At 43.5% G+C, this 23,111-nt stretch carries 17 protein-coding genes; 9 read left to right on the forward strand and 8 right to left on the reverse strand.

Features of this window, described 5'->3' with window-relative positions; translation table 11 throughout:
- Nucleotides 1-30: 30 nt before the first annotated feature.
- Nucleotides 31-447: a thiol-disulfide oxidoreductase DCC family protein gene (locus RLN88_RS08255; protein WP_350220915.1), complete on the reverse strand. Its 417-nt coding sequence runs from the start codon at nucleotides 445-447 to the stop codon at nucleotides 31-33.
- Nucleotides 426-3,239 (reverse strand): T9SS type B sorting domain-containing protein, encoded by a 2,814-nt coding sequence (locus RLN88_RS08260; RefSeq protein ID WP_350220916.1) that lies wholly within the window; start codon nucleotides 3,237-3,239, stop codon nucleotides 426-428. The genes RLN88_RS08255 and RLN88_RS08260 overlap by 22 nt, the downstream gene beginning before the upstream one ends.
- Nucleotides 3,240-3,452: 213 nt before the next feature.
- Between RLN88_RS08260 and RLN88_RS08265 the strand changes: the two genes are divergently transcribed.
- From RLN88_RS08265 to RLN88_RS08280, 4 genes are all read left to right on the forward strand, one after another.
- A complete protein-coding gene (locus RLN88_RS08265; RefSeq protein WP_350220917.1) occupies nucleotides 3,453-4,121 on the forward strand; it encodes a succinate dehydrogenase cytochrome b subunit in 669 nt (222 codons plus the stop codon).
- 12 nt (nucleotides 4,122-4,133) lie between these two features.
- A complete protein-coding gene (locus tag RLN88_RS08270) occupies nucleotides 4,134-6,143 on the forward strand; it encodes a fumarate reductase/succinate dehydrogenase flavoprotein subunit (RefSeq protein ID WP_350220918.1) in 2,010 nt (669 codons plus the stop codon).
- A gap of 7 nt (nucleotides 6,144-6,150) precedes the next feature.
- Nucleotides 6,151-6,912 (forward strand): succinate dehydrogenase/fumarate reductase iron-sulfur subunit, encoded by a 762-nt coding sequence (locus RLN88_RS08275; protein ID WP_502880103.1) that lies wholly within the window; start codon nucleotides 6,151-6,153, stop codon nucleotides 6,910-6,912.
- 173 nt (nucleotides 6,913-7,085) lie between these two features.
- Nucleotides 7,086-9,494 carry an ABC transporter permease gene (locus RLN88_RS08280; RefSeq protein WP_350220919.1) on the forward strand — a complete coding sequence of 803 codons (2,409 nt, stop codon included), beginning with the start codon at nucleotides 7,086-7,088 and terminating at the stop codon, nucleotides 9,492-9,494.
- Nucleotides 9,495-9,522: 28 nt separating this feature from the next.
- Here the strand turns inward: RLN88_RS08280 and RLN88_RS08285 are convergent, their stop codons facing one another.
- Complete coding sequence (locus tag RLN88_RS08285; protein WP_350220920.1) at nucleotides 9,523-10,686, reverse strand: thioredoxin family protein; 1,164 nt, start codon at nucleotides 10,684-10,686, stop codon at nucleotides 9,523-9,525.
- A gap of 179 nt (nucleotides 10,687-10,865) precedes the next feature.
- Between RLN88_RS08285 and RLN88_RS08290 the strand changes: the two genes are divergently transcribed.
- From RLN88_RS08290 to RLN88_RS08310, 5 genes are all read left to right on the forward strand, one after another.
- Nucleotides 10,866-13,325 carry an ABC transporter permease gene (locus RLN88_RS08290; RefSeq protein WP_350220921.1) on the forward strand — a complete coding sequence of 820 codons (2,460 nt, stop codon included), beginning with the start codon at nucleotides 10,866-10,868 and terminating at the stop codon, nucleotides 13,323-13,325.
- A 119-nt stretch (nucleotides 13,326-13,444) separates the two neighbouring features.
- Nucleotides 13,445-14,170: a lysophospholipid acyltransferase family protein gene (locus RLN88_RS08295; protein ID WP_350220922.1), complete on the forward strand. Its 726-nt coding sequence runs from the start codon at nucleotides 13,445-13,447 to the stop codon at nucleotides 14,168-14,170.
- Between the two features lie 339 nt (nucleotides 14,171-14,509).
- The gene (locus tag RLN88_RS08300) at nucleotides 14,510-15,577 is read left to right on the forward strand and encodes a GmrSD restriction endonuclease domain-containing protein (RefSeq protein WP_350220923.1); all 1,068 of its coding nucleotides are present in this window, start codon (nucleotides 14,510-14,512) and stop codon (nucleotides 15,575-15,577) included.
- On the forward strand, nucleotides 15,574-16,200 hold the full coding sequence (locus RLN88_RS08305) for a hypothetical protein (protein WP_350220924.1): 627 nt from the start codon (nucleotides 15,574-15,576) through the stop codon (nucleotides 16,198-16,200). Before RLN88_RS08300 ends, RLN88_RS08305 begins: the two co-directional genes overlap by 4 nt.
- Before the next feature lie 358 nt (nucleotides 16,201-16,558).
- The gene (locus tag RLN88_RS08310) at nucleotides 16,559-16,714 is read left to right on the forward strand and encodes a hypothetical protein (protein WP_350220925.1); all 156 of its coding nucleotides are present in this window, start codon (nucleotides 16,559-16,561) and stop codon (nucleotides 16,712-16,714) included.
- A 117-nt stretch (nucleotides 16,715-16,831) separates the two neighbouring features.
- Here the strand turns inward: RLN88_RS08310 and ftsZ are convergent, their stop codons facing one another.
- The 5 genes from ftsZ to murG form a co-directional block, all read right to left on the reverse strand.
- Nucleotides 16,832-18,382: a cell division protein FtsZ gene (gene ftsZ, locus RLN88_RS08315; RefSeq protein ID WP_350220926.1), complete on the reverse strand. Its 1,551-nt coding sequence runs from the start codon at nucleotides 18,380-18,382 to the stop codon at nucleotides 16,832-16,834.
- 71 nt (nucleotides 18,383-18,453) lie between these two features.
- Nucleotides 18,454-19,749: a cell division protein FtsA gene (gene ftsA, locus RLN88_RS08320; protein ID WP_350220927.1), complete on the reverse strand. Its 1,296-nt coding sequence runs from the start codon at nucleotides 19,747-19,749 to the stop codon at nucleotides 18,454-18,456.
- 110 nt (nucleotides 19,750-19,859) lie between these two features.
- Nucleotides 19,860-20,618, reverse strand: coding sequence for a cell division protein FtsQ/DivIB (locus tag RLN88_RS08325; protein ID WP_350220928.1), 759 nt, complete (start codon nucleotides 20,616-20,618; stop codon nucleotides 19,860-19,862).
- Nucleotides 20,611-22,011, reverse strand: a complete 1,401-nt coding sequence (murC, locus tag RLN88_RS08330) for a UDP-N-acetylmuramate--L-alanine ligase (RefSeq protein WP_350220929.1) — start codon at nucleotides 22,009-22,011, stop codon at nucleotides 20,611-20,613. Before murC ends, RLN88_RS08325 begins: the two co-directional genes overlap by 8 nt.
- Nucleotides 22,008-23,090 (reverse strand): undecaprenyldiphospho-muramoylpentapeptide beta-N-acetylglucosaminyltransferase, encoded by a 1,083-nt coding sequence (murG, locus tag RLN88_RS08335; RefSeq protein ID WP_350220930.1) that lies wholly within the window; start codon nucleotides 23,088-23,090, stop codon nucleotides 22,008-22,010. The genes murC and murG overlap by 4 nt, the downstream gene beginning before the upstream one ends.
- Nucleotides 23,091-23,111 lie beyond the last annotated feature (21 nt).

Consider the following 23,111-nt stretch of genomic DNA (forward strand, 5'->3'; position numbering starts at 1 on the left):
TTTATTCTAGCACAAAAGTAGCCAATCAGTTTAATCGATAAACCGACTTTTCAATTCTGGTGATGGGATCATACATTGATCCTCCTTCCCAAACCATTTATATCTGTTTTTTGCGATGATGTCGTACACCCAGTCACGAATGAATTTTGGAACGATCATGAATAGATAAAGTATTGGCCAAAGCCCTGAAAGCTGTCTTGCGATCGTCAATGCAGCCGTGCTTTTGGTCTTAATCCCATCACCATTCTTTAGCACGATGCTTTGGAGTGCTGATTTATCAGAAAGCGTTTCGGGTAGGTTTTCGAAAGCAAATTCGGATTGAAGTGAAGCGAACCTAAAGCGATCTCTTTTATCCCTTTTGATAATGAACTGCACAGAAGAGTTGCACAGGTTGCACACCCCATCAAAAAAAATGACCTGCTCTTTTATCGAATGATTTGTACCCACCCGTTAATAACTTCAACAGCGTCCTCCGGGTTCAGCCGGGTAAATCTTACTTCCGCAGAGTAATAATACACTCCGGCAGGAAGTTCCCTTCCACCTTTAGTTGTTCCATCCCAATTGATGAGGATTGTCTTTTCAGGCTCGGTAGAATCATATTCGAATAATTCTGCTCCTGTCCTGTTGAACACCTTGAATACCACAGACTCCACAAAACGCTGGCAATTGTCTGCATCTTTTAATGGCCTGAACGTATCATTTCGTCCATCTCCATTTGGAGTGATGACATTAGGCAATACATATTGCGGACAGTTGTCATTGCAGACCACATCGGATAGCGGGCTTTCATTGCCGGATCTGTCTACTGCCGTAATCAAGTAACATCCCGCCAACGAGGATAATCCTCCATGGGTGTACTGCGTTCCGCTAGTTTGATCCAGTAATTCAAATGTCCCGTCTTCACCACTTCCAGAAAAATAAATCCGGTAGAACTGGACATCATCATCACAAGAAGCATCACCGTCCATTTCCCAGGAAAATTCATTCACAAATTGATTGTCAAGCCCGCAGGGTATGGAAGCCAATTGCTGTTCACATGAAAGCGAAGCATTGAAGGTCACTGAAACCGGGGCGCAAGGAGGAATGGTGTCATTCGGTTGTGCGCATATGATTTGGGAATTGTTAATCAACGGCTCAGGAAGTAAATCATTGTCATAAGAGCCCTGAGTTGTGATGTAATAGCAGTACTCGATTTCTTCATTGAGATCTATTCCATTGAAACTGCCATCATCGAGGTAGCTGAGTCCATCCATTGTTACATCTACGGAATCAATCAGGACAATCTCTGATAGGTCTCCGCCGTTCACATTATCCCGAAAAATGTAATGATATGGGTATGCTTGCACGTTGTTTGACCATGGAACATTGGCCTCCCAATTGAGCCTGATAGCCCCAACAAGCGGTGTGGGCTCCAATCTTACCGAGGATGCCTGCTGAGAAGTGTCTACCTGAGTATCCGTATTGTCATATAGCACAATCTTGTAAGAATAAGATAGATCCAGGGTATTAAGTCCTGTGTCCATAAGGGTAGTATCTGTGGATGGGCCTCTTACGGAAGTGAATGTACCTCCGAATCCCTGTCCTTCCTTTCTCAATACTTCGTAGGTATATGTAGGTGGAAATGCTATTTCATCAATTTGATAGGGTGGCGTCCAACGAACCTCAATCCGGCCATTGGTCTCGCTTGTTTCACTAATATCCACATTTGTGATCACCGGAACGTCAATCAACAAGCTATCACAAGCCTCTTCAGAAACAATACTCTCCCCTCCTCCCGGCGATGGAAATGTCGCGACAAGTCTATAGCAATATTTTGAACCTGGAGAGAGGCCTATCCCATTGTTATCATCCAAGAAAGACGTTTGATTGATTCTTAATGTCTCAATTAATTCATAGCCTGAATTTGCAGGAACTCCTGTTTCACAAGTTGGGTTAATTTCGAATTCACCTACCCTTCTCCAAACCTGCATTGAATCTGCATTTGGGCAAGAATAAGGATCCCAGTTCAGTTGCATTTGCCTTCCAGGCTGGGTGTCTACTGTGAGCCCGGTTGGTGCCGGCCCCACTACCGTAATCCTCCAGGTTTCAAAATTCACCAGGCCGGGTGGATTTTGAATATTTGGAATGGTGGGATCATCGGTAGCCTTGAATTGGACTTCATAAGGAGCTGATCTTATTTGCCCACAACTTGTTTCCCATTCAAAATTCAATACGGACGGAGGCCCCTGAAACTGGGCAGGGTCAGGAGTTACCGTTGCTGACGGATTAACTTCAAATGGCCCACCAAAAGCCTCAATTTTGACTGGATCACCATCCGGGTCTGTACCTACGATTATGGCTGTAATTGTTTCACCCGCTACAATGCATGTGTCTTCAGGAATTTCAAGTTCAGGTGGCTCATTTTCAAAATCCCAAATAATTATTTGCATATCCCGGGTCACAAAACCAAGTCTTACTAATTGGCCTTTGATCCTCCTCCATTCCTCCACAACAAAAGCAACATTAAATTCACGGTTTTCCTCATCCGGTATAGTGGCACCTCCGGGTGCATCCCATACAATAGTGCCTGTTATAGGGTCAATCGTTAGGGTTGGTGGACCATCCTTGGCCTGGTTTCCTCGATTGAAATTATCATAAAAATCTGGATCGATAAGAGATCTATGACCACTTACATTTATTCCTCTTTCTTGTTTTGGAATCACAAAATAGTATGAAAGACTGTCCCCATCCGGATCAAAAGCACCAGGGTTATGTTCAAAAATTCCTCCAACCACACCCTGATCAATAGGCGGTACAGTAAAAAAAGGTGTATTGTTTACAATGAGGGGATCTATAATGATCAATGTCTCAACATAAAAAGGAGTGTTGATTGATCCAGAGATATTTTGAATATTGGCATTTCGATTCTCTTCCTTGTAGCTAACCAGATAGGTAGAGCCACCGTCGTACTCATGTGTCAAAGTAAACTCCCACCTTTCTACTCCATTACCCAAATTGACAATATTTGTCCATGGGATTGTTTCTCCGTTTTGTCCTCCAAATACTTCGTCATCTCCAAAATCAAATGTCCCATTCCCGAATGGCACCCCTTCAACATCTCGATAACCATAAAAAGTAAACTCATACTTCAACGGAGAAACACGTTTCGCGATAATCTCCCCAGCTCTAATATGAGTTGCCCGGGAAGAAAGAAAGCTTAGTGCTGAAAGCAGAAAAACGAAAACCTTAAAATATCTCATTGAATTGCTACCTGACGTAAATCTAAATCCTTTTAAAACACAACGAACAATAACCAAACAAGAATTGTGCTCTACTGGTTATTTTAAACAAGATCAAAAGAATTAATACTTACGAAATCAGTCATTATTTAGAAAGAATCAAAAAAGAAATTTTAGATTGTCTGACAACCATTCTGAAATTACCTTTGGTACAAATCCAATAACCTTACATAAATGAGCAAGCAACTTTTTTCAGGTAGTATAGGAAGGAAATTTGCGATGGCGCTTTCCGCACTATTCCTGATCATATTTCTATTGCAGCATTTCACGATCAACTTCACTTCTGTGATAAGTGAAGGCGTGTTTAATGAGCTGTCCCATTTTATGGGAACCAACCCTCTTGTCCAGTTCTTGCTTCAACCCATTCTGATGTTTGGGGTAGCATTTCACTTCATCATGGGTTTTGTCCTTGAGGTGAAGAACAGAAGCTCACGAGAAGTGAAGTATGCAATGAACAATGGTGCGGCCAACTCTTCGTGGATGTCCAGAAATATGATTTGGAGCGGACTATTCATCCTTTTCTTTTTAGGATTTCACTTCTACGATTTCTGGATCCCGGAAATGAATTATAAGTACATAGAAATGAAACCGGAAGACCCCACTCGCTACTATGACGAGGTTGTACACATGTTTAATAATCCGGTGCGGGTTGCCATCTACTCATTATCATTTGTATTTCTCTCCCTGCACCTATTGCATGGATTCCAGTCTGCGTTCCAGTCCATAGGTGCACGGTACAGCAAATACACTCCAGCGATTCAGAAAATCGGCCGACTGTATGCATTTTTAATACCGGCTGGTTTCATTTTCATTGCAGTTTTTCATTACATCAATTCCCTTTAAGAAATAATAGGTATGTCAACATTAGATTCTAAAATACCTGAAGGTCCATTAGCTGATAAATGGACGAGTTATAAAAACAGCATCAGGCTTGTGAACCCGGCGAACAAACGTCTGATTGATGTAATCGTGGTTGGAACCGGCCTGGCAGGAGGTTCAGCCGCAGCTACTTTGGCTGAGCTAGGTTACAATGTAAAAGCTTTCTGCTATCAGGATTCTCCAAGAAGAGCACATTCCATCGCAGCGCAGGGGGGAATAAATGCTGCAAAAAACTATCAGGGGGATGGGGACTCTACCTACCGGCTTTTCTATGATACCGTAAAGGGCGGTGACTATCGTTCCAGGGAAGCCAATGTCTACCGACTTGCGGAAGTTTCTACAAACATCATAGATCAGTGTGTAGCTCAGGGAGTTCCGTTTGCACGTGATTACGGAGGGCTGTTGGATAACCGGTCTTTTGGTGGAGTGCAGGTATCCAGAACTTTTTACGCTAAAGGACAGACTGGACAGCAGCTGCTTCTTGGGGCATATTCAGCTATGTCCCGCCAGATAGGAAAAGGTAAAATTCAAATGTACAACCGTCATGAAATGATGGAGCTGGTAATTGTGGATGGAAAAGCAAGGGGAATCATTGCCCGAAATCTGGTGACCGGTGAACTGGAAAGGCACTCGGCTCATGCCGTGGTGATCGCTTCAGGAGGTTATGGAAACGTTTTCTTCCTTTCCACCAATGCCATGGGCTCAAACGTATCAGCAGCATGGAAAATTCATAAGAAGGGGGCATACTTTGCTAACCCATGCTTTACTCAGATTCACCCGACGTGTATTCCTCAGCACGGAGATCAGCAGTCTAAACTGACCTTGATGTCTGAATCGCTAAGAAATGATGGGCGAATCTGGGTGCCAAAGAAAAAAGAAGATGCGGAAGCAATACGAGCTGGCAAACTCAAGCCCACTGATCTAAAAGAAGAAGATCGCGACTATTACCTGGAAAGAAGATATCCTTCTTTCGGTAACCTCGTTCCCCGGGATGTTGCTTCGCGTGCTGCAAAAGAGCGATGCGATGCGGGATTTGGAGTGGGTACAAATGAAACCGGCGAGGCTGTTTACCTGGATTTTAGCTCAGCCATTATGAGATATGGAAGAGAAGAAGCCAATGTAAAAGGTTTGCATGATGCCTCTGAAGATGACATCAGGAAGCTAGGAACCAAGGTGGTAGAAGCTAAGTATGGCAACCTCTTCCAGATGTACGAAAAAATCACGGCGGATAATCCTTACGAAACACCGATGAAAATATATCCGGCGGTTCACTACACCATGGGAGGTGTTTGGGTTGATTATAATCTAATGACCACTATTCCGGGCTGCTATGCCCTGGGAGAGGCTAACTTTTCAGATCATGGAGCAAACAGACTGGGTGCTTCTGCCCTAATGCAGGGATTGGCAGATGGTTATTTCGTGCTGCCTTACACAATTGGGGATTACCTGGCTGATGATATCCGTACCGGTGCTATCCCTACGGATTCGAAAGAATTTGACGAAGCAGAGAAAAGCGTCCAGGAGAAAATTGATTTCTTTATCAACAACAAAGGAAAGCACTCCGTGGACTACTTCCACAAGCGACTTGGAAAGGTGATGTGGAACAAGGTAGGAATGGCCAGAAACAAAAAAGGTCTTCAGGAGGCGATCGATGAGATTAAAGAAATACGCGAACAATTCTGGAAGGAAGTAAGCGTACCAGGAGCAAATGATGGCATTAACCAGGAATTGGAGAAGGCTGGAAGAGTGGCTGATTTCCTTGAATTAGGTGAGCTTTTTGCGCGTGATGCCATGGAAAGAGAAGAATCGTGCGGTGGCCACTTCCGTGAAGAGCATCAAACCGAGGAAGGTGAAGCCATGCGTGACGACAAGAACTTTACGTATGTAGCTGCCTGGGAATATACCGGAGAGCCATCCAAAGCCATTTTACATAAAGAAGAATTAAAATACGAGAACATTGAGTTGAAAACTCGTTCTTACAAATAACATAGATATGTCAGCAACAGAAGGATTGAATTTAACGCTAAAGGTCTGGAGACAGAAAAGCAACAAAGACAAGGGAAAAATGGAGACCTATCAGGTTTCCGATATCTCACCAGACAGCTCTTTTCTGGAGATGATGGACATTCTAAATGAACAACTTATTGCAGAAGATAAAGAGCCTGTGGCTTTTGATCACGACTGTAGAGAGGGTATTTGCGGCAGTTGTTCGATGTTTATAAACGGAGAAGCACATGGCCCCAGTGAACAAATCACTACCTGCCAGCTTCACATGAGGGAATTCAAAAACGGGGACACCATATACGTAGAACCCTGGAGGGCGAAAGCATTCCCTGTGATAAAAGATTTGGTCGTTGATCGTAGTTCCTTCGATAGAATCATGGCTGCAGGTGGATTCATCAGTGTGAATACCTCGGGCAACACACAAGACGCAAATGCTATTCCTATAAATAAACACGATGCAGATGCGGCATTTGATGCAGCAACGTGTATTGGATGTGGTGCGTGTGTAGCGACCTGCAAGAATGCCTCGGCCATGCTGTTCGTTTCTGCCAAGGTATCTCAGCTAGCACTACTACCGCAGGGGAAAGTAGAAGCAAAAGATCGTGTACAAAACATGGTGAAGCAAATGGATGAGGAAGGATTCGGAAACTGCACCAATACTGGAGCTTGTGAGGTAGAATGCCCAAAAGGAATTTCTTTGGATAATATCGCGCGAATGAACAGGGAATACCTGAAGAGTAGCATTAGTTAAAACTCAAATTCAACTCATTATCAAAGCTGGTTTTTAACCGGCTTTTTTTATGCTTTTATATTTTTAACGTTTTTTTAACACCCTTCATCCCAACCCAAATCCTTTCGTGTAACCATTATTGATCTAATTGAGTAATGTCGCTAGCTTAATTCCACTCAAAAACTCAAAAGACTATGTTAAAAACATTTATGCTTGTAGCTCTAAGGAGCTTCAGAAAGAACAAAATATCGACTGCTATCAATGCAGGAGGACTGATACTGGGATTCTCCACTTTTATTACACTATCATTATTTGTATATAATGAAATTTCATATGACAGGTGGCATGAGAAATCCGATAGAATCTATCGCTTCACCACGATTGATGAGGCACTTGGGGTAACCAGCAATGAGGTTGCTATTTCTAATCCCAGGATGCCACAAGCTGCAGAGGAAGAGATTCCGGAGGTTGAAATAGCTTCCAGAATGATCTATGCTGGTGAACAGCGAATGGAAAAAGATGACATTGGATACTATTCTCAATATGCACTTTATGTAGAGAATGATTTTTTTGAAATTTTTGACCTGCCGGTAAGGAATCGCGAAGAAACCCTGGAAAAATTCAATCAACCGCACAAACTTATCCTTACTGAATCCTTTGCTGAAAAAGTATTTGGAACAAATCAATCTTCCCTGGGACAAATTCTTACCATCAATGATCAATCGTGGGAAGTTGTTGGGTTGATGGATGACATCACTCAAAATTCTCATCTTGGATATGATGCTTTAATGTCCTTATATCCAGCTCAATCCGATTCGTCACTTTCGCAATATATAAATTCATGGGGAGGTCTTGGAATGCTCGGATATGCCGTGCTAGCCGAAGGAGCAGATGAGAAGGAAGTTGAAGAAAAAATGGCTGCCATTGCTTTAGCAAATGATGTAAATGATTTTTGGATTCCACAGCTGCAGCCTTTGGAAGAAATACATTTAGGATCTGCCGGATTGCTTTTTGATTATTATCATCAAAACAAGGGAGATAAAGTCTATGTTGTTGCTCTATCAGGGGTTGCCCTGTTTATTCTACTCATTGCCGTCTTCAATTTCATAAACCTTACTACTGCCCAATCGACGACCAGAGCAAAAGAAGTTGGAATCAGAAAGGTAGTTGGTAGCTCTAAAGCCCTTCTAATTAGTCAGCATATGATTGAATCGGTGCTTCTCGCATCTATTGCAATAATTATTTCTTTGTTTCTTGTTTTCGTCATGTCTACATATACTGGGCTCAATCTCAATTTTGATTTTCTCAATCTCATGAGCAACACTCCCGGTCTAATGGCAGCTTACATTCTGCTTGGTATAGTTGTGGGGCTCCTGGCTGGAGTATATCCCTCTTTCATACTTTCAAGTATCAAATCTGTGAATATTTTGAGAGGAAAATTTCAGACTAGCTCCAAGGGTATTTGGCTCAGGAAAACACTCGTGGTTCTTCAATTTGTAGCTGCTGTAGGGATGATATGTACTACCCTGATTGTATCAAAACAGATTGATTACATCAAAAACAAACATTTAGGTTTTGAGAAAGATCAAGTAATCAATATAAATGTGGGTGACCCAGGATTAGCCCATGGTTTGGAGAGTTTCAAAGGACGCCTGGATAACTACTCAGACATTATTGGTACGGGGTACTCAAACAACATGCCCGGGAATACCTTTGGAAGATCTGGAGTAAACATTGAAGGAGGAAATCAGGAAGAACCATGGATAGTAAGTGTGATGTCCATCGACGAAAATTACCTCAGCGCAATGGGGATGGAGCTGGCAGCAGGAAGAAATTATGACCCCAGCTATGGTGCTGACCAGCAAGAATCCATTATCATCAATGAATCCATGATGGAATCACTTGGGTGGGATGAGGCTATTGGCAAAAATCTGGTATTTGGCAATGGTGACAACAGCACCACCCGAAAAGTAGTGGGAGTTATTAAAGACTTTCATTTTTCGAGTATGCGCCATAGAATTGAACCGCTAATGATTTTTTATAACCCTGGCCCGAACAGTAATCTGGTGCTTAAGGTGAGTCCGTCAAACATGCGAGAAACCCTGGATTTTCTGGAGGCCGAGTGGGCTGCCTCATTCCCGAATTATCCGTTTGATTATCAATTCTTTGATCAAGAGTTTGATCAAATTTTCGCTTCCGATGAGCTATTCGCGAGCCTTGTCAATGTATTTACCATTCTGTCTATCGTACTTTCAGCTTTAGGTTTATTCGGGCTCTCCTTTTTTATGGTGGAGCAGCGCAAAAAGGAAATCGGTGTTCGCAAAGTCCTGGGATCGTCAGTAAAACAGATAGTTCAGCTTCTGATGAAAGAATTCGTGACTTTGATAGTGATCGCCAACATCATTGCCTGGCCAATAGCTTTCTACTTCCTGAAAGGATGGATCAGTGATTTCCAATATCGAATAGATCTATGGGGGTTAGATAACCTGGCGATCTATCTTTTTGCCGGTATAGGTGCCCTTCTTGTGGCGATGATAGCCGTGAGTTACAAATCAATCAATGCAGCACTTGCTAATCCTGTAAAATCTTTGCGGGATGAATAGTTGACTAAGCCTGCTTTTGCAGGCTTTTTTATTGTCCCTCAAACTTCTTCAACTGATGCTCATAGTGCGAGGTATCTTCATAGAGCTCCTGAGCTAGCTTTAGGGCTCTCCTTTCCAACTCTATTGCTTTCTTCCTATTTCCCAGCTTGAATTGCAGGGAAGCATAGGTATCTATGGTGGATGGCTCAGGCTGCTGACTTACAGACTGCTGAGCCCAGGATGCGGCTACTTCCAACTGGCTCTTATTGTCCACAAATAAGTAGAACTTCCATGCCAGCTCATTCAACTCCTCAGGATCATCCAGACCAGACATTCCCACCAGCTCCACCGCATAGTCTGCATAATCGGTCCAGTTTTCAGTAAACTCAGCATAGTGCAAATTCATCATCAGCTTCAGGGTGTCTGACCCGGTGAAGGTCACATCCCTGATGGAATGCAAGAGTGCCCTCATACCAAAATCATGAAGCTCTTCGGCTTCAAACACTTCCTGATATTGAGCCAGATAGGTGTCGTAAAGTTTAGCATTCACAACTTGCTGACCAAGCTTCTCCTCGAACATTGATTTATTCTTTAGAAGAAACTGAAATTCCCGGCTGTAGATATCCCATTGATATAAGGCAAAAACCTCCCACGGTGTATTTTCCATCAGGTTTTTCAGGTCAATACCTTTAAGATAGTCGGAAGCAAATCGCTCCGCATCAAGGCACGCATTATCGATCAGGGCCAGGTATTTAAGCATAAAATCTGTGGATCTGTCCCCCTGATCGTATCGCTTTTCGATCGACATTAACCTAAGGCTATCAGTGAGCGCATCCTCAGCCAGCATCAGAAACTGCGAAGCATCCATTGCCCCGCAACCTCTATGGATCACCTCCCCATTCCCATTGATAAACAGAAAAGCAGGAAACACCCCGATCGCATATTGCTCAGCCAGCTCCACTCCCGGATAGTCCTCCATGTCCAGGCTGAGGTTCACAAAATTTGAATTGAAAAAGTTGGTTACCTCCAAATCGCTGAAGGTGTATTCTTCCATTTCCGCACAGGGCTCGCACCACTCTGCATATCCATTCAGAAATATCGGTTTTCCGGTCATTCGGGATTGTGTAATGGCCTCATCCCATGAGCTCGTAAACCTGATCTGAGCCTTTAGTGCAAACGGAATGATCAATGAAATAACGATTAGCTTCTTCATACCGGAAATTTCATCAAATAAACGTGCATTTGCACAAAATCCATTCAATGTGTACGGTCAATTGTGCGATATCGCACAGAAATAAAATCCCAAATAATACGTAAGTGCCTGATTTATTGATTTTTACAATCACTGGCATGGCAATTGGCTAACAAAACATACCAAAACCAAAAATCGACATGCTAAAGAACTACCTGATTACGATCTTTAGACAGATCCAAAAAAACAAAGTATTCTCATCGATCAATATTCTGGGACTTGCATTGGGTATGGCTGCTTGCCTGGTTATCACCCAGTATGTAAACTTTCACACCTCGTTTGATACATTCCACACCAATAAAGACCAGATATTTAGATTAGAATCTGACGCATACAAAAACGGGGAATCTTTGGGCCAATCCTACAATGCCCCCTCCATGATGGGTGAGACGCTACGGGATCAGTCCCCAATTGTGAAAGAGGTAGCCAGATTTTACAACTACAACTACGCCAATAATTCTATCATCTACACTAATAGAAATGATAAAGTCAGCTTTGAACAACCAGGTGTATATGTGGCGGACGAAGGTGCCTTTGATCTGTTTGATTTCAAATTTATCGCAGGCAGCCCTGCAAAGTTTGGAGAGCCACAAAAAGCCATTTTGACGCTGGGGGCATCCCGAAAATATTTTGACGATCCGGAAAAAGCGATCGGAAAATCATTTACCCTGAGTGGCAACAACGGCCCTCACGAGTATGAGCTGATTGGTGTTCTAGAGGATATCCCGGAAAATTCACACATTCAATTTGAGCTACTACTCTCCTATCCATCGCTGGATAATTACACAAAAGCCAGAAATAGTTGGGCTTATAGTAGCGTAACTACCTACTTGATACTTAGCGATCCATCGCAGCAATCAGTCGTCATGGAGGATGTGATCCGCCTGCACGAAGAAAACTCCAAAGAGTCCTATGCTGCTAATGGATATGCAGTGGACTATTTCCTTCGGCCTCTTACTGACATTCATTTGAATGCGGAGACTGAATGGGCCGAGAGTGCAGGGGTGAATAGCAAAACTGTGTTCGTGCTGAGTTTCATTGCGATCATCATTCTGGTGATTGCCTGGATCAATTACATGAACCTCTCGCTTGTGCGAACCATTGAACGGTTAAAGGAAATGGGTATTCGAAAGTGCATGGGATCTTCCATGAAGCAAATCACCCAACTGTTCATTCTTGAAGCATTTGTGATGAATTTATTAGCGTTTGGACTAGCGCTTCTAATCAAGCAGATGGGTGAAAAATACTTAATCGAAGTAACGGGACTGCCCGTTTCCGCATTGATGGATCTGAAGGTATTGACTCTGTTATTAGGACTAATTGGAGTTGGCACGATGCTGATCGGTTTCTACCCATTCCTTCTATTAAAGACAATGAATATGGTTAACATTCTGGTAGGAAACCGGGGGAAAGTGGGCGGATCGAAAATGCGAAAAAGTATGGTTTTCGTTCAGTTTATGATCACTTTCATTCTAATTGCAGGAACCGTCACGGTCTATAATCAAATCAATTACATGCGAGATGCTGATCTTGGAATTGACATTGAGAATATCCTGGTGATTGAATCGCCCCCGGGGGATGTGAGTTCTGAGGAACGGGAGGATGTGGATCGATTCAGTACCCTGAAAACTGAACTTCTGAAGTATGCCAGCATCCAAGAGATCACCAATGCTGGGGAAATTCCCGGAGAGCCAGTAGGCTGGGGCGCCAATCTGAGATTGAAAAATGAGACAGACGAAAACTCTGTGTATACCGGACTGATCTCCATGGACGTAGACTTTCCTCAATTCTTTGGTATAGATGTGATTGCCGGGAGGGCACTTAGAAATGGGGATGATCCCTGGAGCAGGGGCGATGTAGTCATTAACCAAAAATTGGCTGAGCAACTTGGATTCTCCAATCCGGAGGATGCGCTTGGTGCTGAGATTGATGGATTTTATGGTCCAACACTCAAGGTGCAAGGTGTCCTGGAAAATCACCATCACACCTCACTGCACAATGATTACATGCCCATGGCTTACATCCTGAGCTCATGGACAGAGTTTTACTTTATCAAACTCCGACTGGACGAGAATAGTGACGAGGCAAAAAGTGAGCAACTTAGCAATCTTGTTGCTACGGTAAAGTCCGAATGGGATCAGGTGTTCACAGACTATCAAATGGATTATTTCTTTCTTGATCGCGCCTTTGATGAGCAATACAAGGAAGACATTCGGTTTGGCAAAATCTTCTCCGGCTTCTCCGCCCTTGCGATCCTGATCGCCTGCCTTGGACTCTTCGGGCTTACTTCTTTCAGTGTGCAGCAGCGCACCAAAGAAATAGGTATAAGGAAGGTGCTGGGAGCCACTGCCAAAAACCTGATGGTTTTACTTTCCAAAGAATACATGGCCCTGGTGGGTGCGGCCTGCATAGTGAGCCTGCCTGCAGCATGGTGGATTATGTCCAAATGGCTGGAGGACTATACTTTCCGTATCGAAATCGGTTGGTGGTTTGCGGTCATCCCAATCCTCTTTGTGATAGGCCTGGCGCTGCTGAGCATCTCATCAAAAGTGCTGAGCACCGTAAAAACCAACCCGGTAAAGTCCCTGCGAACAGAATAAAGAAACGCCCAATTACCTACTTACTCTACTAGGGCAAACCCCGCTTCGGCGGGGTTTTTCTTTATCTTGATACTGTCTTAGCATTGTTCACTATTTTCGAATCTTAAAATGTGTATTTGATGGCGAGTAAAAATGTATTCGGTCAGTCTATATGGCTAAAGAAGAAGATATTTCAGACGGTAGGACGATTGGTACGATACTATCTTTTGAAACCTAACAAAGTCATTATTACTGGAAGCAAAGTATTGATCGAGATACCGGAACAGAATGTACTTTTTGTAGCCAATCATCAAACTATTTTCACGGATGTGATTGCCATGTTTCATGCCATGTTTGCAGCCCTCAATGGGCAAATAGATTCCATCGCGGATAGCAGCTACCTCAAAAACCCTAAGGTGAATGTATACTATGTAGCTGCCCGTGAGACCATGGAAAAGGGGCTAATGCCCAAAATACTGGCCCTGGCCGGGGCGGTAACGGTGGATCGTACCTGGAGAAAGGGCGAAGAGATGATCAAACGGGAGGTAAACCCTGACGATACCAAGTCCATTGGGATAGCCATCAAAGACGGCTGGGTGGTGACATTCCCTCAGGGGACTACCCGACAAGGTGCACCGGTAAGAAAAGGCACAGCCCATATCATCAAGCAGCACCAACCAGTGGTAGTACCGGTGAGGGTAGATGGCTTTAGAACCGCATTTGATAAGACTGGTCTGAAGCGACTGAAAAAAGGAACCGAACTATACTTGAAATTTGGAGAGCCACTACAGATCGACTATGAAAATGAAACAGTAGAACAACTCATGAAAAAAATTGGGGTGGCGATTGGAGAGGAGCATGCATGACACGTCTTTGCGAATGAGCTGACAAACAGATGCAGCGACACCCACCTAACAGGTACCCCCTCCCACCTAAGATATGAACTAGTTCGGTTCAGAGGGAAGTGAGTTCGAATAAAAGCGAAGTGAGTTCATATCAGAGGGAAACTGGTTCGGTTCGGATATGAACTGATTCATATAAAATAAAACAACAGGGAAACGGTATATTTGAAAGGTAGATAATGCGCACAGTGCGCGTTGCATTAATGTTGTGATGCATCTTGGTACCACGAACTTATTTTATGAATTCTAATCTTCTGCAGCCAACATATTTCGTAGATTAGTCTATTAACTTTTTAACAAGTAATGAAAAACTTTGATACCAGAACATATAACATCTCAGACTTCATTGAGTGGTACGAAAATGGACTACTTGAATTGTCCCCTGATTTCCAAAGAAGATCAGTCTGGACAGAGAAGGCAAAGTCATATTTAATTGATACAATAATAAGGAGTAAGCCTATTCCAAAGCTTTTGATATCGCAAAGACTCCAAGGTTCAAAAAATGTTCGTATTGTGGTTGATGGGCAGCAAAGATTAAGAACCATGTTGAGTTTTTATAATGGCGATTTCAAGATCAGCAGAGTTCACAATAAGGAATTTGCAGGAAAAACATTTGAAACTTTGCCAGAAGATATTCAGAATGAGTTTTTAAAATATGAACTCGGTGTTGATCTACTATTTGATATGCCATATGAGGACATATTGGACATTTTCGCAAGGATTAACTCATATACTGTAAAATTAAAAACACAAGAAATTTATAATGCGAGATATGTCGGCTACTTCAAACAAACCATATTCAAATATGGACTGAGGTACGTCAACTACTTCATTGAAGGCGGAGTGCTGACAAAAGCAAATGTTACTAGAATGGCAGAAGCCGAAATGTCCGCAGATCTATTTGTTTCCTTAATTGACTCTGTAAAGACTAATAAAGGAATTGAAAATTATTACAAGAAATATGAAGATGACGAAGGGCCGTTAGAAGAAGCTTCGGAACAGTTTGATAGTATCATGTCATACGTTGGTAGTTTATATCCGGCTGAGGAATTAAGAAGCACCAACTGGAAGAGAACACAATTATTTTATACGTTATTCACCTCTATTGGGCATTGTTTATTCGGATTGGAAGGGCTGGCAGTTGAAAATAAGCCAACAATTAATGATAAAAATACAGGTAAAATACGAGTCGTCTTAGATGAAATCTCGCTTAAGTATGATGAGTACACAGATGATAAAGATGCCGTTATACCTTCTGACTATAAAGAGTTTATTAACTATTCAAGAAGAGGGACGACAGATACAGGTGCAAGAATATCTAGATCTAATTTTGTTGTGGCAAAAATAGCCAGTGTATTAGTCGATGGATGAGCAAGAAGCGCATAAAAATATCGGCTGCTTATAATGATTTCATTAAAACTATAAATGGACTCAGATCATTCGACAGTACCAATCAACTAAATTTCAATAAGGGTTTACTTTCAAAGAAGCAAATTCACATTCTATCGGAATCCTGTTTTTTCTCCGCATTTAGGGAATATGAAAACTTCGTTCGAGATATTTTCCTTCTTTATGCCCAAGGCAAGAAAACAACGAGCGGTAGTAAAGTAGTATCATATCTAAATCCAATTGATTTTTTTCATGCCGAGAAGATGATGCAATCTTCAATGCCTTTTTTAGATTGGAATTCTCCCGATACCGTAATTGAACGATCTGAACTTTACCTTAAGGATGGGTATCCAATAAAGACTCCTTATACAACAAATCGGTCTAAACTGTCCGATTACAAAAAGTTAAGAAACCATATAGCTCATAACTCAACTACCTCTTTAAGCGCGTATAAAAAAATTCTTAGAGTTTACTTCAGAACTATGCCTTTAAAGACACCATCAGTTGGTGAATATTTAGTTTTAACAGCAAGGGCTGACCGAACAAAATATCATCTTCTTGAATTTTTTGACCTGATTGAAGATATGGCTGACAAATTAAAATGACGCATCACAACAAATGCTATGAATGAATGGGGTTTCATCGGTCAGGATATTTTAGTGGGGATTGGAAAGTCCTCCACAATTAATAAATTTAAATCAAGGTGTGGCTATGTGCGAGACGAGAAATTAGTGCATTCTAATCCCCACTCCTGCTAGCGTGGCGTTAAACCACCCCCACCTCTGAGGTACCCCCTCCCACCTCAGATATGCTCCGTTGAGTGTTTGATATGCAAGCGCACATATAAAAGACTCACCCGTGAGGTTCAGAAACTCAACGGTGAGTAAAAAAGACTCAAGCGCGCATATAAATGGTGCAACGGAGAGGCTCAGATATGCAAGCGAGAGGTAATAAGACTCAACAATGCATATAAAAGACTCAACGCTGAGGCTTGGAGATGCTCCGCCGGGTATCAGAGAGTCAGGCGAGCATATTGTGTTTAGAAAAAATCAAGCCCCCCGACAAGTCGGGAGGCTTATTCTTGGCAGAATGTCCCGAATGAATCGGGACGATGTATGACTAACACCTACTGTTAACCATTTTCTTTAGACAGTATTAACTGTCACTCTGAATTTATTTCAGAGTCTAATAGGAATTAAGCTTAGATCCTGAAGCAAGTTCAGGATGACTTCAAGCTTAATCCACATTATCATGCAAAAACTTATTGTTTCCCAGAATCTGATTTTCCTCGTTGAGGTTGTATTTGGAAATGTTTCGCTCGGATGAGTGAGGTACATTCTGAAGCTTCACCTTCTTGCGCTCATACGCAGGCACATCCAGTCGCTCTTTGAATTCCTCCGTTGGCATATCAAACTTCTTGCTTGCAAACATCGCCTCACGCTCTGCGCGCTCCTGTGCCAGTCTTACCTGCTTGGAGCTTGGGCTCGCATGAAAGGCATCCAAAATGTTCACATCTTCTTCATGCACGTTTTCTTCCTCCTCATCATCAAAGGCACTAGTGAAGTCAAACTCAAAAGAGCGCTGCTCAGGCTTCTTCCTTCGCTGCTCCTCCTCTTCTACCTCACGCTTGATTTCATCTTTGAGCGAGGTAAACTCATAGCTCCAGTCCTCCACTCCTTCGGCATCTTCTTCACTTTCTATTTCAAACATGAAATCGGAAGTGTTTCGCTGCTTCGTCTCATCGATCTCACGCTGTGAGTCCAGGTCAAATCGTTTGGATTCTTCTTTGGATACATACACACCCTCATCATCTACTTTGCCAAATCCGGTAGCGATCACCGTCACACGGATGTTTTCCCCAAGCGAGCTATCCACACCGTGACCGAAGATCACCTCGGCATTGTCACCCGCATACTCCTGGATGTAATCAGTGATGTCCGTAAGCTCATCCATCTGAAGCTCTGCTTCCTCACCGGAGATGATGGAAAGCAAGATCTTCTCAGCGCCGTAAATGTCCTGCTGATTCAACAGTGGGGAGTTGAGTGCTTCTTCAGCAGCTCTGCGTGCCCTGTTGTCACCGATGGTCTTAGCTGATCCCATCACAGCCGGGCCTGCACCTTTCATTACGGTTTTCACATCTTCAAAATCGACGTTTACATAACCCGGAACGGTGATAATCTCTGCAATACCTTTGGCTGCTGTGGTCAATACATTGTCTGCTTGCGCGAATGCATCGCTGATGGAAAGATTTCCGTAAATCTCTCTCAGCTTGTCGTTCATGATCACAAGGACGGTATCGCAGTACTTTTTCAGCTCCTTGATGCCATCCTCTGCAGCTTGCATTTTTTTCTTTCCTTCAAAAGCAAACGGAGCGGTAACGATACCCACGGTGAGGATATCGAGCTCACTGGCCACCTGTGCAATGATAGGCGCGGCACCAGTACCGGTACCTCCACCCATTCCGGCGGTAATGAAGACCATTTTCGTGTCTTGCGAGAGTAGGTCACGAATCTCTTCTTTGCTTTCGATAGCGGCATTTCTGCCTCGTTCAGGATTAGCTCCTGCCCCTAACCCACTGGTCAGGTTTGTTCCGATCTGCAGTTTGCTTGGAACCGCACTGCTCTCCAGCGCCTGATGGTCCGTGTTACAAACCACAAACTCCACATCCCGGATTCCCAGGCTGTACATGTGATTAACAGCGTTGCTGCCGCCACCACCTACACCCACCACCTTAATGATGGACTTGTGATGTGACGGTAAGTCGAATTGATACATATTTTCTGCCATAACATTTTGCTTTTGGCTTTTGGCAATTAGCTGTTGGCTCATGCAAATGGCCAATGGCTAACAGCCTAGAGCTAGTTTATTTTATCATCAAAATCATCGATCAGAAGGCCTTTCGTTTTCTCCAGAATATTGGAAAAGAACTTGTTGCCTTGCTTCATTTTTTTCTTTCCTCCTTCATTGAAGGAAGTAGTTTCCGAATATCTCGCCTGTCGAATATCCAGCGCTTTAAATCCTGAAAGCACCAACCCAACAGTCGTTGCAAACATTGGGCTCTTTGCCGCATCTACCTTGCTTCTGCCCAGGTGCTCGTTTGGATAACCAATTCGTGTATCCAGTCCGGTCATGTATTCGAATAGCTGGCTCAAATTGGTCAGCTGTGAACCCCCACCTGTCACCACGATACCTGCCGCCAACTTCTTGTTGAATCCGGAGCTGATGATCTCTGTGTGCACCAGCTCAATGATCTCTTCCATCCTCGCCTCTATGATGTGAGCAAGGTTCTTGATAGAAATCTCTTTTGGAGGTCTGTTCCTCAAGCCGGGGATCGATACGATCTCATTCGGGCTGGCCTCTTCCGAGATAGCTTTTCCAAACTTCGTTTTCAGGAGTTCCGCCTGATGTTCCATCACCATACATCCTTGCTTGATGTCTGAAGTGATAATGTTGCCACCGAAAGGAATCACCGCAGTGTGACGGATGATGTTGTCATAGAATACCGCCACATCGGTAGTACCGCCCCCAATGTCTACCAGGCAAACGCCTGCCTCTTTCTCTTCTTCTGACAAAACAGATAAGCTGGACGCGAGTGGTTCCAAAATGAGATTCTCAATCTGGAGCCCAGCTTTCTTCACACACTTGTTTATGTTGTTGATTGCGTTGGTCTGAGCAGTGATGATATGGAAATCTGCCTCGAGTTTCACCCCGGTCATGCCCACAGGATCCATGATGCCGTCTTCATAGTCTACGATGTAGTCTTGTGGCATCACGTGAATGATCTCGCTACCCGGAGGAGTGACAATTCGGTGCATGTCGCTAGTAAGTCGAGCCAAGTCTTCGATGGTGATTTCCCCATCTTTATCCTCCCTGGTAATACCTCCATGGTGTACCGCACTCTTGATGTGCTGCCCGGCAATACCTACATTCACCACGCCAATATCGATACCCGACTGCTCGCTTGCCTCAGCAATGGCCTTCTCGATCGCTCGTACGGTTTTGTCAATGTTTGTAACGATCCCACGGATCACACCATCGGATACTGCCTTGCCCATGCCGAGTATCTCCAGCTTTCCGTATTCATTTTTCTTACCTACAATGGCACAAATCTTTGTAGTGCCAATGTCTAGTCCAACGATGATTTTATCTTCCATAATATTATAGTTTCGAGTTTTGAGTGAAGAGTTTCGAGTCTTGATTTAATTCAAAAATCAACTTTGAAATTTTACTCGATACTAGAAACTCGTAACTCATAACTGTATTTTTATTCACAAATAATTTGATTCTCAAACTTCAGATTCACCCTGTCATAGGTATTCCAGCCTTTCTTGGGTAAAATCTCTTTATAAAAAGTCATCAGCTTTGAAAACTTTCGTTCTAAATCCTCAGGTTTCCCAAACTCAATGACCTGCTTCGTTACCTGTGGATACATGTCTATCTCTCCATCCTTTTTGATGTAGATATGTGCAATCTGGGCTTTCCAGAATTTGTCTTTCTCAATGAAAGTAAGTAGCTCAAACACCTGCTTTCCGTATTTGCTTTCGTTCATGTTTTCTTTCCACACAAAATCAAAAGCTGTCTCAATCAATGGCACTCTCGCAGTGTGCTTGGCATTCACTGGCAGCACTCGTCCATCCGTATCGATGTACTTATCTTTCTTTCCATCTACAAACACCCGGGCTATGGGCTTGCTCTGCTCCACTTTTACTTTCAAATTTCCCTTTAGGTCTCTGTATACCTGAGCATCCTTTACGAAAGGATTAGCTTCCACACGCTCTTCCAAAATCTTAGGATCCAAATCTCCCATCTCCATCCCAATCACATAGTCAGCGCTTTTGTCCGTCATCAGATCCAGCACTTCCAGCTGATCCGTAAAGAAGATTCCTTCCTGATCGGTGATCTCCACTTTCACATCTTCCACCTTTCGGCTATTGTTTTTCACCCCGGCAAACGTGATTAGCGAAAGCAACAGCAGTCCGCTAAACGAATAGATCAGGATGTTTTTCCTTTCTTCCTTACTCATCTTCTTCGCTTATCGGTTTAGGGTTAAACTTATTCTTCATGTACTCAGCAACCTTCGGCACCTCACGGTCGATATCTCCCGCCCCAATTGTCACCACGATATCCAGGTTGTGTTTATCCAGCTCTTCCAACAGATTCTCTTTCGATACCATCACCTTCTTTTCATTCTCCATCAGATCAAAAATCGATTTGGAAGAAACCCCATCGATCGGCTTCTCCCTTGCCGGATAGATATCCAGCAGGATCACTTCGTCAGCCTTGTCCAAGGCTTCAGCAAATCCCTTCTTAAAGTCGTTTGTTCTGGAATACAAATGCGGCTGGAAGATCGCTGTAATCTTACGATTACCCGCAAGAGACCTCACCGATTTTAAGAATGCATTAATCTCTTCCGGATGGTGGGCATAGTCATCTATCAGCGTGGCATGTGGGCTTCTAAAGACATACTCAAACCTTCTTTTCACACCTGCATACGTCTTGATTCGCTTGCGAATTTCCTTGCCTTCCATGCCCATATCCAGTGCGACGGTGATCGCAGCAAGGGCATTTTCTACGTTGTGATAGCCTGGTACTTCCAGATGGATATCAGAGATTTTTTCCATGCCATAGCGATAGGTGAAAACGAATGCTCCATTCACAATGCGAAGGGCATCAGCCACTGCATCCCCATTTCGGATGGCATAGGACACATATTTGTTTCCGGGGTTGATTCTAAATCCGGCATCCGAGTGCATCAATACCTTTCCATCCTTAGGTGTCTTCTTCACAAACTCCTCATAGGTATCCAGCATGGCTGTCTCATCTCCGTAAATATCCAGGTGATCCGGATCCAGGGAAGTGATGATGGTATAGTTCGGATTTAGTCGCATGAACGACCGATCATATTCGTCGGCCTCAACCACTATCGGTGCATTCTTGTCGCCAATGATCAGGTTGGTGCCAGTGTTGGTCATGATGCCACCAACAAACGCAGAGCATCCCTTGCGGGTACTGCTTAGCAGGTGAGCGATCATGGAGGTTGTTGTGGTCTTTCCGTGAGTACCTGCCACCGCAATGGTGAAGTGATTCTCGGTGATCATTCCCAATACTTCGGATCGCTTCTTCACCGAGAAGCCATTGTCCTGAAAGTAGTTTAGCTCCAAATGATCTTTCGGAATAGCAGGCGTGTAAACTACGAGCGTGCCTTCTTTCTCGAGGAATTTGTCTGGAATGAGATCAAGCTGATCTTCATAATGAACTTCCATTCCCTCTTCAACCAGTTTCCTGGTCAGATCGCTTTCTGTCTTATCATAGCCGGCAACTGGTGTACCATTCGCATGAAACCAGCGGGCCAATGCACTCATGCCGATACCTCCGATACCGATGAAATAAGCCTTATTTACTTCTTTGAGATTCATTGGTCAACTAGTTTCATTACTTCGTTTGCAATATCCATGGCTGCATTTTCATGTGCCATGTCTCCAATATTCTTTGACAGTTTTTGCTGTCGGTCTTTATCTTTCAATAAAGCAATGGCTTCATCTATCAGCCGTTCCATGGCTTCATTATCCTTTACCATTTCAGCAGCATCATTATCTACTAATGCTTTCGCATTTATGCTCTGATGATCCTCAGCCACGTTTGGAGAAGGTACCAAAATGGAAGGTTTACCCGTAAGCATCAGTTCAGCAATGGAAAGTGCCCCAGCTCGAGAGATCACCACGTTAGCGCAGGAGTAAGCGAAATCCATCTGGAAAATGAAATCCTTAAGGACTACTTTCCCTCCTTTACCCTCTGCTCGTTCCTTCATTTCATCATGATAGTAGCCTCCACATTGCCAGATCAATTGAATGTCTTCTTTTTCCAACTTCTCCAGACCACCCAATACGCTTTCATTTAAAGTGCGTGCTCCTAAACTTCCTCCAATCACCAACAGTGTTGGCTTAAATTCTTCCAGTTCAAAATGTCTGTAAGCCTCACCTTTTCGGTTTGGATTTAACTTGATTGTGCTCCGCACAGGGTTGCCTGTCACCACTAATTTCTCTGCAGGAAAGTATTTTTCCATTCCCTCATGAGCAACGCAGATCGTTCTGGCTGATTTGGCCAACCACTTATTCGTGAGCCCGGCGTATGAATTTTGCTCCTGAATCAATGTTGGAATGCCTTTCTTTCCAGCCACGTACAGCAATGGGCCGCTGGCATAGCCACCAACGCCTACTACCACGTCAGGATTGAATTTCTTGATCAACTTAGACGCTTGTCGAATGCTTGATAGAAGCTTAAATGGAAACATCAGATTATCGGCAGAAAGCTTCCTTTGGATTCCACTGATCCATAGCCCCTCAATCTCAAAACCAGCTTCCGGCACCTTCTTCATCTCCATCTTTCCTTTAGCGCCCACAAACAGAATCTCCACATCCTGAAGCATCTCTTTCAATGCCTGAGCAATAGAAATAGCCGGGTAGATGTGCCCACCTGTGCCACCACCACTAATCATAATGCGATATGTTCGCTCCTG

The organism is Ekhidna sp. (assembly GCF_040223195.1).
Taxonomy (GTDB): domain Bacteria; phylum Bacteroidota; class Bacteroidia; order Cytophagales; family Cyclobacteriaceae; genus Ekhidna.

Coding starts and splice junctions, on each gene's coding strand:
- murC (WP_350220929.1), bottom strand. CDS start 22,011: ATGAATCTCAAAGAAGTAAATAAGGCTTATTTCATCGGTATCGGAGGT.
- ftsZ (WP_350220926.1), bottom strand. CDS start 18,382: ATGGCAGAAAATATGTATCAATTCGACTTACCGTCACATCACAAGTCC.
- RLN88_RS08275 (WP_502880103.1), top strand. CDS start 6,151: ATGTCAGCAACAGAAGGATTGAATTTAACGCTAAAGGTCTGGAGACAG.
- RLN88_RS08300 (WP_350220923.1), top strand. CDS start 14,510: ATGAAAAACTTTGATACCAGAACATATAACATCTCAGACTTCATTGAG.
- RLN88_RS08265 (WP_350220917.1), top strand. CDS start 3,453: ATGAGCAAGCAACTTTTTTCAGGTAGTATAGGAAGGAAATTTGCGATG.
- RLN88_RS08325 (WP_350220928.1), bottom strand. CDS start 20,618: ATGAGTAAGGAAGAAAGGAAAAACATCCTGATCTATTCGTTTAGCGGA.
- RLN88_RS08305 (WP_350220924.1), top strand. CDS start 15,574: ATGAGCAAGAAGCGCATAAAAATATCGGCTGCTTATAATGATTTCATT.
- RLN88_RS08310 (WP_350220925.1), top strand. CDS start 16,559: ATGCATATAAAAGACTCAACGCTGAGGCTTGGAGATGCTCCGCCGGGT.
- RLN88_RS08285 (WP_350220920.1), bottom strand. CDS start 10,686: ATGAAGAAGCTAATCGTTATTTCATTGATCATTCCGTTTGCACTAAAG.
- RLN88_RS08280 (WP_350220919.1), top strand. CDS start 7,086: ATGTTAAAAACATTTATGCTTGTAGCTCTAAGGAGCTTCAGAAAGAAC.
- murG (WP_350220930.1), bottom strand. CDS start 23,090: ATGATTAGTGGTGGTGGCACAGGTGGGCACATCTACCCGGCTATTTCT.
- ftsA (WP_350220927.1), bottom strand. CDS start 19,749: ATGGAAGATAAAATCATCGTTGGACTAGACATTGGCACTACAAAGATT.
- RLN88_RS08270 (WP_350220918.1), top strand. CDS start 4,134: ATGTCAACATTAGATTCTAAAATACCTGAAGGTCCATTAGCTGATAAA.
- RLN88_RS08295 (WP_350220922.1), top strand. CDS start 13,445: ATGGCGAGTAAAAATGTATTCGGTCAGTCTATATGGCTAAAGAAGAAG.
- RLN88_RS08290 (WP_350220921.1), top strand. CDS start 10,866: ATGCTAAAGAACTACCTGATTACGATCTTTAGACAGATCCAAAAAAAC.
- RLN88_RS08260 (WP_350220916.1), bottom strand. CDS start 3,239: ATGAGATATTTTAAGGTTTTCGTTTTTCTGCTTTCAGCACTAAGCTTT.